The organism is Xanthomonas rydalmerensis (assembly GCF_033170385.1).
GTDB classification, from domain to species: domain Bacteria; phylum Pseudomonadota; class Gammaproteobacteria; order Xanthomonadales; family Xanthomonadaceae; genus Xanthomonas_A; species Xanthomonas_A rydalmerensis.
Genome location: NZ_CP126170.1, coordinates 4,997,044 through 5,015,014 on the forward strand (window position 1 = coordinate 4,997,044; position 17,971 = coordinate 5,015,014).

Annotated in this window: 15 protein-coding genes; 7 read left to right on the top strand and 8 right to left on the bottom strand. The window is 69.8% G+C overall.

From position 1 onward, the window contains the following. Positions 1 to 318 precede the first annotated feature (318 nt). The 5 genes from QN245_RS21285 to QN245_RS21305 all read right to left on the bottom strand — a co-directional run bounded on the left by QN245_RS21285 (position 319) and on the right by QN245_RS21305 (position 7,116). Positions 319 to 2,523, bottom strand: coding sequence for a methyl-accepting chemotaxis protein (locus QN245_RS21285; protein ID WP_317844187.1), 2,205 nt, complete (start codon positions 2,521 to 2,523; stop codon positions 319 to 321). A 557-nt stretch (positions 2,524 to 3,080) separates the two neighbouring features. After that, entirely contained in the window at positions 3,081 to 4,667 is a 1,587-nt protein-coding gene (locus QN245_RS21290; RefSeq protein ID WP_317844188.1) for a choice-of-anchor Q domain-containing protein, read from the bottom strand. Positions 4,668 to 4,959: 292 nt separating this feature from the next. After that, the gene (locus QN245_RS21295) at positions 4,960 to 6,510 is read right to left on the bottom strand and encodes a cryptochrome/photolyase family protein (RefSeq protein ID WP_317844189.1); all 1,551 of its coding nucleotides are present in this window, start codon (positions 6,508 to 6,510) and stop codon (positions 4,960 to 4,962) included. A 52-nt stretch (positions 6,511 to 6,562) separates the two neighbouring features. Then, positions 6,563 to 6,727 (bottom strand): DUF2256 domain-containing protein, encoded by a 165-nt coding sequence (locus QN245_RS21300; protein WP_317845415.1) that lies wholly within the window; start codon positions 6,725 to 6,727, stop codon positions 6,563 to 6,565. Positions 6,728 to 6,753: 26 nt separating this feature from the next. Further along, the gene (locus QN245_RS21305) at positions 6,754 to 7,116 is read right to left on the bottom strand and encodes a VOC family protein (RefSeq protein WP_317844190.1); all 363 of its coding nucleotides are present in this window, start codon (positions 7,114 to 7,116) and stop codon (positions 6,754 to 6,756) included. Positions 7,117 to 7,444: 328 nt separating this feature from the next. On the opposite strand from QN245_RS21305, the gene ttcA reads away from it, so the two are divergent. The 3 genes from ttcA (at position 7,445) to QN245_RS21320 (ending at position 10,194) form a co-directional block, all read left to right on the top strand. Beyond that, a complete protein-coding gene (gene ttcA / locus QN245_RS21310; RefSeq protein WP_317844191.1) occupies positions 7,445 to 8,320 on the top strand; it encodes a tRNA 2-thiocytidine(32) synthetase TtcA in 876 nt (291 codons plus the stop codon). Between the two features lie 112 nt (positions 8,321 to 8,432). Then, the gene (locus QN245_RS21315) at positions 8,433 to 9,338 is read left to right on the top strand and encodes a recombination-associated protein RdgC (RefSeq protein ID WP_048491703.1); all 906 of its coding nucleotides are present in this window, start codon (positions 8,433 to 8,435) and stop codon (positions 9,336 to 9,338) included. A 64-nt stretch (positions 9,339 to 9,402) separates the two neighbouring features. Further along, positions 9,403 to 10,194 carry a YgjP family zinc-dependent metalloprotease gene (locus QN245_RS21320; protein WP_317844192.1) on the top strand — a complete coding sequence of 264 codons (792 nt, stop codon included), beginning with the start codon at positions 9,403 to 9,405 and terminating at the stop codon, positions 10,192 to 10,194. 731 nt (positions 10,195 to 10,925) lie between these two features. Here the strand turns inward: QN245_RS21320 and QN245_RS21325 are convergent. The 3 genes from QN245_RS21325 to hemH all read right to left on the bottom strand — a co-directional run bounded on the left by QN245_RS21325 (position 10,926) and on the right by hemH (position 15,140). Further along, a complete protein-coding gene (locus QN245_RS21325) occupies positions 10,926 to 13,115 on the bottom strand; it encodes a methyl-accepting chemotaxis protein (RefSeq protein WP_317844193.1) in 2,190 nt (729 codons plus the stop codon). Between the two features lie 226 nt (positions 13,116 to 13,341). Further along, positions 13,342 to 14,184, bottom strand: coding sequence for an alpha/beta fold hydrolase (locus tag QN245_RS21330; protein ID WP_317844194.1), 843 nt, complete (start codon positions 14,182 to 14,184; stop codon positions 13,342 to 13,344). After that, positions 14,181 to 15,140: a ferrochelatase gene (hemH, locus tag QN245_RS21335; RefSeq protein WP_184448853.1), complete on the bottom strand. Its 960-nt coding sequence runs from the start codon at positions 15,138 to 15,140 to the stop codon at positions 14,181 to 14,183. The genes QN245_RS21330 and hemH overlap by 4 nt, the downstream gene beginning before the upstream one ends. 167 nt (positions 15,141 to 15,307) lie before the next feature. Between hemH and QN245_RS21340 the strand changes: the two genes are divergently transcribed. The 4 genes from QN245_RS21340 to tatC all read left to right on the top strand — a co-directional run bounded on the left by QN245_RS21340 (position 15,308) and on the right by tatC (position 17,846). Then, positions 15,308 to 16,204, top strand: a complete 897-nt coding sequence (locus QN245_RS21340) for a lipid-binding SYLF domain-containing protein (protein WP_184448852.1) — start codon at positions 15,308 to 15,310, stop codon at positions 16,202 to 16,204. 125 nt (positions 16,205 to 16,329) lie between these two features. Next, entirely contained in the window at positions 16,330 to 16,560 is a 231-nt protein-coding gene (gene tatA, locus QN245_RS21345) for a Sec-independent protein translocase subunit TatA (protein WP_019798768.1), read from the top strand. Positions 16,561 to 16,575: 15 nt separating this feature from the next. Next, a complete protein-coding gene (tatB, locus tag QN245_RS21350) occupies positions 16,576 to 17,109 on the top strand; it encodes a Sec-independent protein translocase protein TatB (RefSeq protein WP_317844195.1) in 534 nt (177 codons plus the stop codon). Next, positions 17,106 to 17,846 (top strand): twin-arginine translocase subunit TatC, encoded by a 741-nt coding sequence (gene tatC, locus QN245_RS21355; protein ID WP_160967126.1) that lies wholly within the window; start codon positions 17,106 to 17,108, stop codon positions 17,844 to 17,846. The genes tatB and tatC overlap by 4 nt, the downstream gene beginning before the upstream one ends. Positions 17,847 to 17,971 lie beyond the last annotated feature (125 nt).

The following is a 17,971-nucleotide window of genomic DNA, read 5'->3' on the forward strand; positions in this document are numbered from 1 at the left end:
GTGGCAGATCCCCGCATCGCCCGCGTGCTTTGCAGGCGCCGGCGGGAGCGGGAGCCGACGCACTGGCTGTCTGTTGACGCCGGCGCGTCCCTGCTGCGAGACGCCTGCCTAGCCTCGTCTTGCATGTACGCCTGACGCACGCGCAGCACTGCACCACGACGGAACAGCAGGCGGCCGAGCCGACGGAAACTGGCGGGGCCCATGAAACATCATCCGCGGCCATGGGCCACGCTCCTGCGAACGCACGCCGTGCACCATTCTCCCGGGAGAGCCGTGGCGAACGCGCTGCGGTCAGCAGCGCGCGCCATCTCGGCTTCCCTAGCAGGCTTGTTCGACCAGCAACGGTGCCACCTGACGCGGACTACGCCTGGAGGTCGAGGTACCGGCCGTGCCCAAGGGCTTGGCCTGGCGCCGCGCCGTCAGGTCCCCGTTGCTGCCGGACAGGACGAACACCTTCACCGCGTCGCTGAGCTGGATCGCCTGCTCCTCCATTGACTGGGCCGCCGCCGCCGCTTCTTCCACCAGGGCGGCGTTCTGCTGCGTGGCCTGATCCATGTGGGTGATGGTCTGGGTGACCTGCTCGATGCCGCTCGACTGCTCCTGCGAGGCGGCCGAGATCTCGGTCATGAAGTCGGTCACGCGCTGCACGCTGACGACGATCTCGTGCATGGTGCTGCCGGCGCTGTTGACCAGCAGGGAGCCGGCGTCCACCTTGCTCACCGAGTCGTCGATCAGCTGCTTGATCTCCTTGGCGGCCTCGGCCGAGCGTTGCGCCAGCACCCGCACTTCGCTGGCGACCACGGCAAAACCGCGGCCCTGCTCGCCGGCGCGCGCCGCCTCCACCGCGGCGTTGAGCGCCAGGATGTTGGTCTGGAAGGCGATGCCGTCGATCACGCTGATGATGTCGGCGATCCGCCGGGACGAGGTCTGGATGCCGTTCATCGTGTCGATGACCTGGGCCACCACCGCGCCGCCTTGCGAGGCCACCGCGGTCGCGCCGATGGCCAGCTGATTGGCCTGGCTGGCGCGTTCGGCATTTTGGCGCACGGTGGAGGTCAGTTCCTCCATCGAGGCGGCGGTTTCCTCCAGGCTGGCGGCCTGCTGCTCCGTGCGGCGCGACAGATCGGCGTTGCCGGCGGCGATCTCGCCGGCGGCGCCGGTGATCTGCCCGGACGCATGCTGGATGCGGCCGACGATCCCGGTCAGCTGGGCCACCGTGGCATCGGCATCCTCGCGCATCTGCGCGAACACGCCCTGGAACTGCCCCTCCATGCGCGTGGTCAGGTCGCCGCTCGCGATGTCCTGCAGCAGCTTGGACAGCGCCTGCAGGTTGCCGTCGGTAGTCGCCATCAACTGGTTCAACCCCTCGACCATGTCGCGGAAGTCGTACTGGAAGCGCGCGCTGTCGCCGCGCACGGCGAAGTCGCCGGCGGCCGCGGCGTCGACCAGTTGCCCGATCTCGGCATTCATCGCCGACAGATTGCGCTTGACCTGGTCCATGGTCTCGGTGAGCGCGGCCTGCTCGCCGGGCAGGCGATCCATGTCCTGCGACAGGTCGCCGATCGCATAGCGTCCCATGATCTCGAGCAAGCGCTGTTGGAGGCTCACGTGCATGTCGAGCAACGCATTGCTCTCCCGCACCATGCGCGCGTACTCGCCGGGAAACGCGTGCTCGTCCATGCGCTGGCTGACGTCGCCGCGCTCGTGGTGCCTGGCCATCTGCGACTGCGCCGCCATCACCGCCTGCAGCTGCGCCTGCATGCGGTCCATGCTGGTCAGTAGGCGGCCGGTCTCGTCCTTGGGCTGCGGCGGGATCCGATGGTCCAGCCGGCCCTGGGCGATGGATTCGGCGATTTCGGTCGCGCGCCCGAGCGGTCCGGCCAGGCTGCGGGTGATCAGCACGCTCAAGGTCGCGCCGAGCACCGCCGCCAGCAGGCCGAACCCGATCAGGGCACGATTGCTGAAGAGCAGGGCCGCCTGGATCTGCTCGGAGCTGAGCGCGTTCTGCCGGATCTGCAGATCGACCGCGTTCTGGATCACCTCCACGCGCCGCGCCAGCAACGGCGCGGCTTCACCGTACAGCAGTTGCCTGGCCGCCTCGATCTCGCCGGCACTGGCCAGCGCCAGTACCCGGCTGTTGACCGACCGCGCCGCCGCCTGCGCAGCATGGATCTCCTTACGCATGGCCAGACCTGCCGCCGTGCCTGGCAGGGCGTCGAGGGCCTGACGAAGGCGGTCGTTGTCGGCGCGGATCTCCTGAATCTTGGCGGCGATCGCCGGACGCTTGTCGGCCGGCGACAGCATCATGTCGCGCAGGTAGCGCTCCGCGCTCATATTGTTGCGCAGCATGGTGTACAGCAGTCCGGTCTTCTGATTGTTTTCGTGGACGATCTTGTCGACCGCCTGGCGCACGTTGTGGAACTGGTAGAGCGCCAAGGTAGAGGAAGCGCCAAGCAGCACGATCAGCAGGCCGAACGACAGCGCAAGGCGCTGACTCACCTTGAAGGAGTGAAAGAAATGCATCGGGGGGACTCGCGAGGGGGGTACCTTTATCGGTATCTGCATCGCGAACTTGACCCCGTGCGAGCGACCCAGGTCCCAAATCCGGAAAGTCGCAGGCACAGACGTCGCCGGCGCCGCGCCATCGCGCGGCACCGCCGATGCCCACGAAAGAAGATACGCCACCGTATTGCCCGCGGCGCGCGCGGCAGGCTCGAATGGCGTTGTTGGCGCGCACTGCAACGCGCGGTCATGCCTGCCGCGGTGGTAAGGTCTGCGCGGCGTCGGCCGCCGCCTGACGGACGTTGGCAGGCGCACCAGACAGGGTGCGGCGTATGTCGAGCGCACGGTCGCGGCGCGATCGCTCGGCGCGGGGGCCGCATGCAGCGGACTGGTCTGCGACCCGACACCATCGCAGTGCGTACGAAGGGGCCGCCGCGCCGCCTGGGTGCCGCATTACCGCATCGGCGCTGGAAGCGGCGTCGCCGCGCGCGCTTCTCATCCCGGCGACGGATGCGCGGTCGCGCCGGCCAAGCCGGCGCGACCGCGCATTGTCCTGCAGCTAACGACGGCCAACCGGCTTACTTGATCTCCACCGCACCCAGATCGCACACCGCGGTATTGCGCGGATTGCCGCGCTGGTCGATGGCGGTACAGCCGGCGCCGGCGTTCAGCGCGGGGCTGTTGGCCGCAGGCAGCTGGGTGAGCGTCGGTCCGCCATTGTTGGCGGGGGCGGACAGCAGTGGGTCGACCGCTTTCACGTTACCCGCGGCCAGGCAGGCGTTCGGCCAGACCGCGCCCTTGGCCGAGTACTCGATGAGGTTGTTGCCGGTATTGCTCTGGTTGTTGCAGAACACGCGCTCGGTCTTGGAGTACAGGATGCTGTTGCGGATGTCGAACTTGTCGCCGAACAGCGTTACCCACGGCGTGTTCTCGGCGAAGGTGACGTTGTTGAAGCGCACGCTGGGGCTGCCCTGGTCGCCGTTGGCCGGCTGCCAGCCGACATGCTGGATGGCCGCGCCCACGCCCTTGGCGGAGTTACCGTGGAAGGTGCTGTTGCTGACGTCGCAGGCGCCGTAGCAATCCAGGTACAGCGCGCCGGCGTTGCCCTGTTCGGCGGTGTTGGACAGGAAGCTGGTCTCGGCAATGTTGATGGTGCCCGGCGTGGTGATGGCGGTGCCGGCATGCGAGGTGTCGGTGAAGCCCATGCTGATGCGCGCACCGCCGCCCGGGCCACCGGTGGCGACGTTGTTGGCGAAGGTGGAGTACTTCACGTCGATGGTGTCCGGCGCATACGCCCACAGCGTGGCACCGCCGGACCCGTTGGCGGCGACGTTGTTGCGGACCACGGTGCCGCACATCGCCAGCGTGCCGCCGCTGCCGACGCCGCCCTTGAGATAGCCGGCCAGCGACGCACCGTCGGTGTCGATCGCCCCGCCGCCACCGAAGTTGCCGGCATCCGGGAATCCTTGCGGCGCATTGATCGCCTGGTTGTTGGCGAACTCCGAGCCGACGATGGTCAGCCGGCTGAGCTGGGTATACAGCGCGCCGCCGAGCCAGGAGGTGTTCTTGTAGAAGCCGCTGCGGACGATGGTCACCTCCGCGTCGCTGCCGGCGAAGATCGCGCCGCCGCCGATGCTGCTGCGGTTGGCCAGGAACTGGCTGTTGATGGCTTCCAGCTTGCCGCGGTAACCGACCTTGATCGCGCCGCCGCCCCAGGTGCCCGGGTCGTAGGCCTGGTTCGATGCCGGCTGCACCGAACTGCCGTTCTGCAGTTTCAGGTTGCGCACCGACAGCGCGCTGCCGGCGTTGACCAGCAGGATCCGGGTGGACTGGCGGCCATCCAGGGTGATCTTGCCCTGGCCATCGATCACGGTGGGCGTGGTCGCCGCGATGGTGATCGAGCGGTCGATCGCGATGCTGGTCGGCTTGGCGCCGCAGTTGAAGGTGATGTAGCCGCCTTGCGCAACGGCGGCGGCCAGCGCGCTGGCGGTGCAGCTGGCCTGCGTGCCGTTGCCGACCACCGTGGCCGCGGTCGGGAGCGCCCAAGCCTGCGGCACGCTGCATTGTGGCGCCGCGGGGACGGCGGCGATCGCCGTGGCGGCGGTCATCAGGGCGATAACGCCAGCAGCATGCGCGCTGGCTTTCAGGGAACGCGTCGTGGTCATGATCGTGCTCGATAGGGTTGCGGGGGAACAACGCGACACGCGACAGTCATTCGACTGTCATGCATGTCGCTGACACCTCGAGTGCAGGACGGCCGCCGGGCCGACCGGCGGCATAGGGTGCTTGAGCGCGTGTCGATCGACCAGAACGCAGGTAGCAGATCGCGCGATTGCGCACACACCACATGCGACAGCGCGCCGATGCGCGGCGCGTGGCACGGTTTGGGTGCGTTGCAGGGCACGTTCCGGCAGCGCATCCGGTTGCTGTACGTGCGCGCGAAGCGCCTGGCCCGCGCTACAGCGTGTCCAGGCGTCCGCGCAGGTGTTGCGCATGCGTGCGCAGGGCCTGCAGTTGCGCGGCCGGCAGCTTGCCGAGCTGGCGGTAGACCATGTCCAGGCGGCGATTGCGCCCCAGCGTGTTCTGGTGCCGCGCGAAGAAGTCCCAGTACAGCGCGTTGTATGGACATGCACGCGCGCCGGTCTTCTGCTTGCGGTCGTAGCGGCAGCCCTGGCAGTAGTCGCTCATGCGGTCGATGTAGGCGGCGCTGCTGACGTAGGGCTTGGTCGCGAGCAGGCCGCCGTCGGCGAACTGGCTCATGCCCACCGTGTTGGGCAGCTCGACCCATTCGAACGCATCGATGTAGACGCCCAGGTACCAGCGGTGCACCGCAGCCGGATCCAGGCCGGCGAGCAGTGCGAAGTTGCCGATGACCATCAGCCGCTGGATATGGTGGGCGTATGCATCCTGCAGGGACTGACCGATGGCGTGGTGCAGGCAGCGCATGTGCGTGTCGCCGGTCCAGAACCAGGCCGGCAGCGGCGTGTCGTGGCCGAGCGCGTTGCGTGCGGCGTAGTCGGGCATGTGCGCCCAGTAGATGCCGCGCACGTACTCGCGCCAGCCCAGGATCTGCCGAACGAAGCCCTCGACCGCCGCCAGTGGCGCGGTGCCGGCGGCGTAGGCCGCCAGCGCGCGCTGCACCACTTCCTGCGGCCGCAGCATCTTGGTGTTGAGGGCGAAGGAGAGCTGCGAATGGAACAGGCGCGGACTGCGCGTGCTCATCGCATCTTCGTAACGGCCGAAGTGCGGCAGGCCGTCGGCGATGAAGCGATCGAGGCAGGCCAGCGCCTCGGCGCGGTGCAACGGCCAGCGCAGCACGTTCGCCTGCGGCTGGCCGAAGCTATTCACGCCGGCGGCCTGGATGGTTGCCCACAGTGCGCTGTGATCGTGGACTGGGCGCGCATCCGGCGGCGGCGGCGGATCACCGGGCCAGGGCTGGCGATTATCGTGGTCGTAGTTCCACTGCCCGCCCTCGGGCGTGCCGTCGGCCACCAGCAGGATCCGGTGGCGCTTGCGCATGTGCCGGTAGAAGTGCTCCATCAGCCACTGCGGACGCCCACGGAAAAACTCCGCCAGTTCGCCGCGGCGAGTGTAGAAGTGCGCGCTGTCCACCGCTTCGGTGGCGAAGGCCTGCGTCGCGCCCCACTGCCGCAGTTGCTGGTCCAGGCGCCATTCGTCGGGGTCCTGGTACTGCAGGCGCTGCGCACCGTAGTGCGCCATCAGCGCAGCGAGATTGGCGGGGATGGACTGGCGATTGCTGGCGTCGTCGATCGCCACATAGCGCACGCGGTGGCCCGCCGCGCGCAGCTGGGCGGCGAATGCGCGCATGGCGGCGAAGATGGCGAGGATCTTCTGCGCATGGTGCAGGACGTAGTCGGTCTCCTGCCGCACTTCCATCAACACATAGACCACGCCGGGATCGCGCACGTCGAACCAGGGATGTTCGGGATCGAGTTGATCGCCCAGCACCAGGCGCAAGGTGTGGGCGGTGGGATGCATCGGACTCATGCAGCGTGGCCGGCGTGCGACCACGCACCGCGGCGGCGCGCCATGCTGCGGCTCATGGCGGCAGCGACGCAGGCACGCGCTTGCGCTCGCCACGGCAGCGGTCGGAACAGTACTTCACTTCGTCCCAGACCTTTTCCCACTTCTTGCGCCAGCGGAACGGCCGGCCGCAATGAAGGCAGGGCTTTTCCGGCAACTCGTGTTTCTTGCGCATGCCCATCCGCGTCTCGCTCAACGCGGCATCGCTTAAGGCTGCGCCGGCCACTCGCGGAACACGACACAGACCGTGGTGGGGTCCAGCATCGCGAATTCGCGCGCGCCCCAGGGCTTGAGCGCGACGGTGCGGGCGTTGGGATGCAGCCACTGCGGTGCGCGTGCGGACAACTCCGCATGGATCGCGTCGATGCGGTCGGTTTCGATGCCCAGTTCCGGCCGATCCTTCGCCGCCCATTCCGCGTTTTCCACCAGGTAGGCCTTGGCGCCGTCGCGCGCGATCACCGCCATCGTCTCGTCCTGATACAGCACATGGAAGCCCAGGCCATCGACGAAGAACGCCAGTCCGTCCTGCAGGCGCTCGTAAAAGATCTTGGGAATGAGGTTCTTGAACATGCGAGGACCCTGCTTGCTTGGCCAGCGGCGAGTGTAGCGGGCCGGTCCCGGTGCGGCATGACTGCGGAGGACGGACCGCGCCGGATGCGCGTCCTTCGCGGAAGACGGCACTGCCTCGGCGCCAGCGCGGCCGCTACGGTCCGCGGTGATGCAATGCACCGCGGACGGCCTGTCCTTCTGCGCGAACAACAGCGAGGGGCTGCGCTGCCCTGGCGCCGTCGTCGCCCGCCTGACCGGTACGTCCGGGACGGTCGCGGTGGCGGAATGGGAGTGACCCGCAACGCCGCCCGCGCGTGCCGCGCCAGCCACGCCGACTACACTACCGCCGATGACCTCGCCCCTGCCCCTGCCGCCGCTGCAACCGCTCGCCGATCCCGCACCGCCCAGCGCGCGCAATGCCGCGGCGCTGGGCAAGCGCCTGTGCCGGCAGGTCGGCCAGGCCATCGCCGATTTCGGCATGATCGGCGCCGGCGACAAGGTGATGGTGTGCCTGTCCGGCGGCAAGGACAGCTACACCCTGCTGGACATCCTGCTGCAGCTGCAGCGCAAGGCGCCGGTGCCGTTCGAGCTGGTGGCGGTGAACCTGGACCAGAAGCAGCCGGGCTTTCCCGCCGACGTGCTGCCGACCTATCTGCGCCAGCGCGGCGTGCCCTGGCACGTGATCGAACAGGACACCTACTCGGTGGTCACCCGGGTGGTACCGGAGGGCAAGACCCTGTGTTCGCTGTGCTCGCGGCTGCGCCGTGGCGCGCTGTACCGCTACGCCGCCGAGCACGGCATCACCAAGATCGCGCTGGGCCACCACCGCGACGACATCGTCGCCACCTTCTTCATGAATCTGTTCTTCCACGCCAAGCTGGCGGCGATGGCGCCGGTGCTGCGCAGCGACGACGGCCGCCATGTGGTGATCCGGCCGCTGGCCTACGTGCGCGAGGACGACATCGCCGCCTACGCGCAGGCGCAGGCCTTCCCGCTGATCCCCTGCACGCTGTGCGGCAGCCAGGAGACGCTGCAGCGGCGCCAGGTCGGGCAACTGCTGCAACAGTGGGACCGGGAGCATCCGGGGCGGGTGGAGCAGATCGCCCGCGCCCTGGGCAACGTGCATCCGGCGCAGTTGGCCGACCGCGCGCTGTTCGACTTCGCCGCGCTCGGCGGCGCAGCAAGCGCCCCGGCTGCCGCCTGGGCGGACGACGCGCCGGGCTGAGGCCCCTCGCTGAACCGCCCGATGCGGTGCCCGGGCGGGCGCGATGCGACAATGGCCGCCGCTCCCCGGCGCGTGCCGCCGGACCGTTCCGTTTCCTTCAGCTGGATGCTCGATGTTCTTTCGCAATCTGACCCTGTTCCGCTTCCCCACCACGCTCGATTTTTCCGAGGTCGAAAAGCTCCTGCCGGAGGCCCAGCTCAAATCGGTCGGCCCGCTGGAAATGAGTTCGCGCGGCTTCATCTCCCCATTCGGCCGCGACGAGCAGGAAGCGCTGTCGCACCGCATCGCCGAGTTCCTGTGGCTGACCGTCGGCGGCGAGGACAAGATCCTGCCCGGCTCGGTGGTCAACGACCTGCTCGCGCGCAAGGTCGCCGAGATCGAGGAGAAGGAAGGCCGGCGCCCCGGCGGCCGCGCGCGCAAGCGGCTGAAGGACGACCTGATCCACGAGCTGCTGCCGCGCGCCTTCGTCAAGTCCTCGCGCACCGACGCCATGCTCGACCTGCAGCACGGCTACGTCGCGGTGGACACCTCCAGCCGCAAGACCGGCGAGAACGTGATGTCGGAGATCCGCGGGCTGCTCGGCAGCTTCCCGGCGTTGCCGCTGAACGCCGAAGTGGCGCCGCGCTCGATCCTCACCGGCTGGATCGCCGGCGAGCCGTTGCCCGAAGGCCTGAGCCTGGGCGAAGAGTGCGAGATGAAGGACCCGATCGAAGGCGGCGCGGTGGTCAAGTGCCAGCACCAGGAACTGCGCTGCGACGAGATCGACAAGCACCTGGAGGCCGGCAAGCAGGTCACCAAGCTGGCGCTGGTGCTCGACGACCACGTGTCCTTCGTGCTCGGCGACGACCTGGTGATCCGCAAGCTGAAGTTCCTCGACGGTGCGCTGGACCAGCTCGAACACGCCGACCAGGACGGCGTGCGCGCCGAACTGGACGCGCGCTTCGCGCTGATGAGCGCGGAGGTGCGGCGCCTGTTCCTGCTGCTGGAAGAGGCGTTGAAGCTGAGCAAGGCCGACTGATGCCGCGGAGGCAGCCGCACGCCGCTGTCACCGTGCGCACCCGCGCCGGCGGTATGCTGTGCCCATGCCCGATCTGCTCCGTCGCCTGATCGCGCCGCCCTCGGCGGCCGTCGAACGCGACCTCGTCCGCTTCCGCCTGGACGAGCGCGAGGTCGAAGTGCTGCGCGTGCGCGACCCGCGCGCGCGGCGCATCAAGCTCAGCGTGGACGAACGCGGCGCGCGGCTGACCCTGCCGCTGCGGGCCAGCCTGGTCGCCGGCGAACGCTTCCTGCTGGAGAACCGGCAGTGGCTGGCGCAGCAGCTCTCGCGCTATGTCGCCGCCGAAACGCTGACGCCGCTGCGGCCGGGCGAGGCCGGCGAACTGCCGCTGCGCGGGCAATCGTTGCCGGTAGCCTGGCACGACGCCCGCTACGCGCGCATCGAGGTCGCCGACGGCGTGGCCCACCTGCATCTGCCGCCGCGCGGCGGCGACGCGACGCTGCGCCGCGCGCTGCGCGACTTCTACGAAGCCCAGGCCCGCGCCGACGTCGGCCGCTGGCTGCCGCAGTACCTGCCTTCGCTGCCGCGGGCCCCGCGCGCGGTGCGCTACAAGGTCATGTCCTCGCAATGGGGCTCGCTGGCGCCCGACGGCAGCATGGCGCTGGACCTGGCGCTGGTGCTGGGGCGGCCCTCGGCGTTCGAGTACGTGCTGGTGCACGAGCTCTGTCACCTGATCCAGGCCAATCACTCGCCGGCGTTCTGGCACGAAGTGGAAGCGCGCTTCCCCGACTGGCGCGCCGAGCGCACCTGGTTCCACCAGCACGGCCGCCAGCTCAAGGCGCATCTGCGCTGGCTGCTGCGTCCGGATCGCGACTGAGGCGCGCATCCACGAACGGTGACAAACGCGCCACAGGAGCGGCTTCAGCCGCGACGGGCGTTCTCGATGAAGCCCGTCGCGGCTGAAGCCGCTCCCACTGGCCAAGCTGCACACGATAGGCTTGGACGAAAGCACGTTCTTCGAAGGGCACCGAAGACGCTGCGGCGGTTGTGCGCCGGCCCGCGACTGAACGCCGAACAACGCGATGCGATCGGCGTGAGCGGCAAGGGTGTGTTGGAGAGCGAATCGGCCACGCATGCTGCGCTGCGGTACGACATGGCGCGCAAGCGGAGATGCGAACAAGGGGGGATGAGCGTGCGGGTGGGCGCCGATGCGGTCGCATCGCGATCTGTCACCCCAGCGCTGCGGAAGCAGAACTCCATGCAGCGCCCGGCAGGCCCCCTCTCCTCCCGCCTACCGCGAATCAGGCGCGTCCTCCGGCGCCAGCGAGGCGGTACGGTCCGTGCGGCACTACGCCGGCATGTCAGGACGCCGGGATCGAGCCGCGTACACAAGACGTATCGCGTCTACGCCTGTTGACGGCAGGCGTGGGCGCAACTTAAGCGAAAATTTTTCTACACACAAGCTTCACTTTGCGTGTGTAGGGAGCACACCTACACGACTGTCCGCAGGCCCCTGACAGCCACGCATTCGGCATGGCGGCGGAAGACACATCGGTCACCGCCGGCGCTGCGCGCATGCCGCCCGATCCGCCCGACAGCCGCTCTCGGTCAGGCGCTGCGCGCGTATTCGAAACCGACGGGCGCAGGCTGGATCGCCAGCACCGGCTCCTCCGCGTGCGGCACCTGCGTTGCCGCATCGGCCAGCCGGAACACCGCCACCGCCTCGCTCAGGCTGCCGGCCTGCCGCTCCAAGGCACGCGAGGCCGCGGTGGCCTGTTCCACCAGCGCCAGGTTCTGTTGGGTGCTGCGGTCCATCTGCGCCATCGCCTGGCCGACTTCGTCGATGCCGGCGGCCTGCTCCTGCGAGGCCGCCGCGATGCCCGCCATGAGCGCATTGACCTCGCTCACCGACGCGAGCACGCGGCCCATGGTGCTGCCGGCATCGTGCACCTGCGCCGACGCCACCGCGACCTGGTTCACCGATGCCTCGATCAGGCGCTTGATCTCCTTGGCCGCATCGGCCGAGCGCTGCGCCAGCGCGCGCACCTCGCTGGCGACCACGGCGAAGCCGCGGCCCTGCTCGCCGGCGCGTGCGGCTTCGACCGCGGCGTTGAGCGCCAGGATGTTGGTCTGGAAGGCGATGCCGTCGATCACCCCGATGATCTCGCCGATCTTGCGCGAGGCCGCTTCCACGCCCTGCATCGCACCGACCGCCGCGTCGATCGACGCACCGCCATGACCGGCGACCGTCGCCGCCGCGTCGGCCAGCTCGTTGGCGTGGTGCGCATGGGCGGCGTTCTGGCGGACGGTCTCGGTCAGGCGCGCCGCCGCACGAGCGGTGCGTTCCAGCGTGCCCGCCTGTTCGGCGCTGCGCTGCGACAGGTCCTGATGGCCGCCGGCGATGGCGCCGGCTTCGGCGTCGATCGCCGCGGCCGCGTGCTGGATGCCGGCCACGATCGCCGCCAGCTGGTCGGCGCTGGCATTGGCGTCGTCGCGCATGTCGGCGAACACGCCGCGGAAGTCGCCGCGCATGCGCACGCCGAGGTCGCCGCTGGCGATGGCGCGCAGCAACCCGGACAACTCGCCCAGGTTGCCGTCCACCGTCGCCATCAACTGATTGAGGCTCTCGAGCATGATGCGGAAATCGTGCTGGTGCGCGCCCACGTCGGCGCGTGCGCTGAAGTCGCCGGCCGCGGCGGCCTCGGCCAGGTGCCAGATGTCGCGGCTGAGCGTGCCGAGGTTGGCCTTGATCGCATCCATCGCCTCGGAGATCGCCGCCTGCTCGCCGGGCAGGCGCGGCATGTCCTCGCTGAGATCGCCGATGGCGTAGCGCCGCATCAGCGCCACCATCGACTGCGCGGTGCCCACGTGCAGGTCGACCAGCGCATTGGCGTCGCGCAGCAGCTGCCCGTAATCGCCGGGGAACGCCGCCGCGTCGCCGCGGCAGGCGATGGCGCCGTCGGCATGCTGTTGCGCCATCTGCCGCTGCTCGGCCAGCACCGCGCGCAGCTGCGTCTGCATGGTCTGCATGCTGCGCAGCAGGTCGGCGGCCTCGTCGTTGCCCTGTGCCGGCACCACCGCGTCGAGCTGGCCGGCGGCGATAGCCGCGGCGACGCGGGTGCCCTCGCGCAGCGGCCGCACCAGGCTCTGGGTGATGCACCAGCCCAGCCAGGCGCTGACCGCCAGCAACAGGCCGCCGCCGAGCAGCAGCAGCCAGCGCGCGTGGGCCATGGTGGTCACCGCCTGCGCATAGGAACCGTCGCTGAGCGTGCGCAGGTGCGCGGCATTGCGCTGGATCGCCTGCTGCCACTGCGCCAGCAGCGGCTGCAGGGTGTACAGGTGCAGGGTCTGCGCATCCAGGTTCTGGTTGTCGGCGGCCAGTGCCAGCACCTGCGACTGGAACGGCTGCACCTGCGCATAGGCCTTGTCGATCGCCGCGCGCAACTGCGCGCCGGTGCGGTCGGCCGGGTCCAGGCGCATCGCGAACAGCTTGCGCCGCGCCTGCGCGTAGTCCTGCTGCGCCGCGCCGATGGCGCGCACCACCGCCTGCTTCTCGTCGGGATTGGTCAGGATGACATCGTTGAGCAGGCCGATCTCCAGCCGCGCCTGCGCCGCGACCATCGCGTTGGACAGGCGGATCTTCTCCATCTTGTCCAGGGCGATGTCGTCGAGCTGATGCCGCGCCAGCGCCATCGACGCCAGGCTGGCCACGATCAGGGCGCCGCAGATCGACAGCAGGGCGGCGAAGGCGAAGGTCAGGCGCGGGCCGACCCGGTAGCGGCGAAGGAGGCGGATCATCGGAAGTGCGGCGTCAGGGCGAAGGGTGCCCGCTACGCTGTGCGCCGAAGTTTTCCGAAACGCGACGGCGCGGCGACAACATGTCGAACTGTGACGCCGGGAGGAGGACGACCGCGGCGTATTGCGCAGCGCTGGCTGTCACTGCGTCGCAGTATGCGTGCGCGCTGTCCGGCGGCATGGCCGCGCAGCGCGCGCTGCGCCCGCGCGTGCCGCCGCCGCGGCCGCCTCAGAGGAAGTCGTGCAGCAACGCGGCCACCGCCGCCGGCTGTTCCATGTGCAGATGATGGGTGCCGGGCAGCGTGTGCACACGGCCGTCGCGCAGGCACGCCGCGCGCTGCAGGCGCAGCGGCTCGGGCAGCATGTCCTGCGCCGGATCGGCGAACACCACCGCGGTCGGGCACTCGATGCCGGCCAGCAGCGCCTGCATCTGTGTCTCGGTCGAACGGATCGCCGTCGGCAAGGTCAGGCGGCGGTCGCTGCGCCACACGTAGCCGCCGTCCACCGCGCGCACGCCGCGTTCCACCAGCAGCCGCGCCGCCGGCTCGCTGAGTTGGTTGGCCAGCATCCGCGCGCGCACCGGCGCGGCGAGGTCCGGGAAGACGCGCAACGGTGCGGCGTTGACGCGGCGAGTGCTGGCGACGCTATTGCGCAGCCGTGCCACCGCGCCGTCCTCGCTCTCGGCCAGGCCGCCCAGCATCTCGATCGCCACCAGCTTCTCGATGCGCTGCGGCGCCGCGGCGGCCAGCAGGCTGGCGATGGCCGCGCCCATCGAATGGCCGATCAGCAAGAAGCGCTCCCAGCCCAGCGCATCGGCCGCGTCCAGCACCGGATGCAGGGCACTGGCCAGCAGGTACTCCGCGCCCTCGGGCAAGGCGCTGCTGTGGCCATGGCCGGGCAGGTCCAGCATCACCAGGTCCAACTGCGGCAGGTGCCGGCTCAGCGGCACGAAGCTGGCGGCGTTGTCGAGCCAGCCGTGCAAGGCCAGCGCCTTGGGTCCATCCGGATTGCCGCTGCGCAGCCCGGCCAGCGCGCCCACCCGCGACGGGCAGGCGAAGGGACGCAAACTCATGCGGCGCGGGCCGCCAGCTGCGCCAGTGCGCGCGCGTGCGCCGGGGCGTCGTTGAGACAGGGGATGTAGCGCACCTGCATGCCGCGTTCGGCGCAGGTCTCGACGAAGCCCATCGCCACTTCTTCCAGGGTTTCCAGGCAATCGGTGGCGAAGCCGGGACAGATCACGTCCACCTGCTTGACCCCCTGCGCGGCCAGGTCCCACAGCCGCGGTTCGGCATACGGGCGCAGCCAGCGCTCGGCGCCGAAGCGCGACTGGTAGCCGAGCTCCCATTCCCCGGCCTCCAGGCCCAGCGCGGTGGCGATCGCCTGCGCGCTGGCTTCGCAGCGCTGCGGGTAGGGATCACCGTTGTTGGCCACGCGCTGCGGCAGGCCATGGAACGAGAAGAACAGGCGCTCGCCGCGGCCGTGCTGCGCCCAGTGCGCGCGCACGCTGTCGGCGACCGCGGCGACCCAGGCCGGATCGGTCGGGTAGTCCTCGATCAGGTGCACCGGCAGCTGCGGATGGCGCGCCTGCCAGGCCTGCACCACGTCCTCGATCGAGGCGGTGGTGGTGGTCGAATACTGCGGGTACAGCGGCAGTACCACGATCCGGCGCACGCCGGCCTCGCGCAGCGCGTCCAGGGCCGGCGCCAGCGCCGGCGTGCCGTAGCGCATCGCCCAGGCCACGCGGTGCCCGGGCAGTTCGCGCTGCATGCCCTCGGCCAGGCGCCGGGTGTACACCGCCAGCGGCGAGCCGTCGGCCAGCCACACCTGCGCGTACTTCTCCGCCGACTTGGGCGAGCGCCGCGGCAGGATCACCCAGTGCAGCAGCGGCCACCAGAACAGCCGCGGGATCGCGACCACGCGCTTGTCGCCGAGGAACTCGGCCAGATAACGGGCGACCGCAGGCGCGGTCGGCGCCTCGGGCGTGCCTAGATTCACCACCAGGATGGCGGTCTCGGGTGCGTCGGACATGCGCGCATTGTGGCAGAGCGCGCGCGTCGCGGCGTGTCGATCCGCTCGATCGCGGCGATCGATGGCGCCTGTGCATGGCGCCGGCACCACTCATTGCCGATTCATTGCCCTGTGACTAAGTTCAATCACTTGCAGTATCTTGCTGCGGACCTACTTCGGAGCCCGCCATGCCCCTCCTGCCGCGCCTCGCCCTGTTGATGAGCACCGTGTTGTTCGCTGGCCACGCCGTGGCCGGTCCGGAAGAGGACGAGCGCGCCCGCAATGCGCTGCGCGTGCTGACCGACATCCAGAAGATTCCCGAACAGTCCATCCCCGACAAGCTGCTCGACGAGGGCCGCGCCATCGTGGTGATCCCGGACACGCTCAAGGCCGGCCTGGTGATCGGCGGGCGTCGCGGCCATGGCCTGATGTCGGTCAAGCGCCCCGATGGCACCTGGTCCAATCCGGTGTTCGTCAAGCTCACCGGCGGCAGCATCGGCTTCCAGGTCGGCGTGCAGTCCTCCGACGTGGTGCTGGTGTTCCGCAACGACCGCAGTCTGGACAACATCGTCAACGGCAAGTTCACCCTCGGCGCCGATGCCGGCGTCGCCGCCGGCCCGGTCGGGCGCAACGCCGCCGCCGCCACCGATGGCCAGCTCAAGGCCGAGATCTGGTCGTGGTCGCGCGCCCGCGGCCTGTTCGCCGGTGTCGCCCTCGACGGCGCCGCGCTGCAGATCGACGATGCCGCCGACCTCAATGCCTACGGCCCCAACACCACCCCGCGGATGATCTTCGAAGGCCGCACCACGAACCGGCCGTCCAACGATATCGTCGCCTTCCGCGACAAGCTCGAGGAAGCCACCTACGCCGCGCGGCAGAGCCGCGGCACCGACAGCAGCGGCGATTCGACCGCGGCCCCGGCACCGGCCATGCCGGCACCGCAGGCCGCGCCGGAACCGACCGCCGCGCCCGACGCCGCTGCCAGCACCGCCCCCCTGCAGGGCCAGGCACAACCGGCGCAGCAGGGCTTCCAGCCGGTGTCCGACGGCGAGATCCGTACCGAGAAGCTCGACGGCGATCGCTGAGCGTCGTTCCCAACGCCACCTGTCCATCCCGCCGTGCAGGCATGCCTGCACGGCCGGGAAAGGTAACGCGGCACGGCGCGGTGCGTTATCCTGCGGGTTCCTTACGACTTTTCTGCGAGCGGATCATGGGCAGTCTTAGCATCTGGCACTGGCTGGTCGTGCTGGTGATCGTGCTGCTGGTGTTCGGCACCAAGCGGCTGACGAGCGGCGCCAAGGATCTGGGCAACGCAGTCAAGGAATTCAAGAAAGGCATGCGCGACGAGGACAAGCCCGCCGGCCAGCTCGGCGACGAGACGCGCAGCAGCAGCGAGCCGTCCCGCCAGACCCAGGCCGAGCGCGACCGCGACGCGCACTGACGGGACACCGCCGGCGTGTTCGATATCGGATTCAGCGAACTGCTGGTGATCGCGGTGGTGGCCCTGGTGGTGCTCGGCCCCGAGCGCCTGCCCAAGGCCGCGCGCTTCGCCGGGTTGTGGGTGCGCCGTGCCCGCGCGCAGTGGGACTCGGTGAAGCAGGAACTGGAACGCGAACTGGAAGCCGAGGAACTCAAGCGCAGCCTGCACGACGTGCACAGTTCGTTGCGCCAGGCCGAGACCCAGTTTCGCGACGGCAGCGAGGAACTGCAGCGGCAGACCGAGGCGCTGCGCCGCGAGATCGACCCGCACCCGCCGGTGCCGCCTGCCGACAGCGCTTCGGCGACCGTGCCGCCAGCGGCCGCCGCCGCAACCGACACTTCGACGCCGCGCGTTGCCGATTCGGCCACGCCCCTGCCGACGCCGACGGCGCCAGCAGCGTCCGCCGTGCCGGCCGCCGCGCGCGGTGACGCCGCGCCACATCCGGCGCCCTCCGCCACGGCGACGGGCAGTGTCCAGCCGCCCTCCAGTGAGCCGGAGGCACCACGATGAACGTCGAAGCCGAAAGCAGCCTGATCGAACACCTGATCGAACTGCGCGCGCGGCTGATGCGCGCGCTGATCGGCCTGGGCGTGGTGGTGGTGGTGGTGCTGCCCTTCTCCAAGCGCCTGTACTCCTGGCTGGCCGAGCCGATGCTGGCGCAGTTGCCGGTGGGCCAGAGCGTGATCGCCACGCACCCGGCCGGCGCCGTCATCGCCCCGCTGAAGCTGGCGTTCTTCCTGGCCCTGTTCGTGTCCGCGCCGTGGCTGCTGTACCAGGCCTGGGCCTTTGTCGCGCCCGGCCTGTACCAGCGCGAGAAGCGCCTGGCGCTGCCGCTGCTGGCCTCGGCGGTGCTGCTGTTCTACCTCGGCTGCGGCTTCGCCTACTTCCTGGTGCTGCCGGCGGTGTTCCACTTCCTGACCACGTTCAAGCCGGACGTGATCCAGCTCACCCCCGATGCCGGCGCCTACCTGGACTTCGTCCTGGCGATCTTCTTCGCCTTCGGCGCCAGCTTCGAACTGCCGGTGGCGCTGGTGATCCTGGCCCTGCTCGGCTGGGTGACCCCGCAGCAACTGCGCGAGGGCCGCGGCTACGCGGTGGTCGGCATCTTCGTTCTGGCGGCGATCCTGACCCCGCCGGACGTGGTCTCGCAGCTGATGCTGGCGATCCCAATGTGCCTGCTGTACGAGCTGGGCATCATCGCCGCGGCGGCGGTGACGAAGAAGCCGGGAGTGGAGATTCGGGAATAGGGATTCGTAAGCGCGGTTCGCTGCGTCTGACGCATCCTAGGACCAGATAGCGCTCGCCTGCACACAGCAAAACGGCCCCAAGGGGCCGTTTTTGCTGTTGCTGTCGCTCTACGAATCCCGAATCC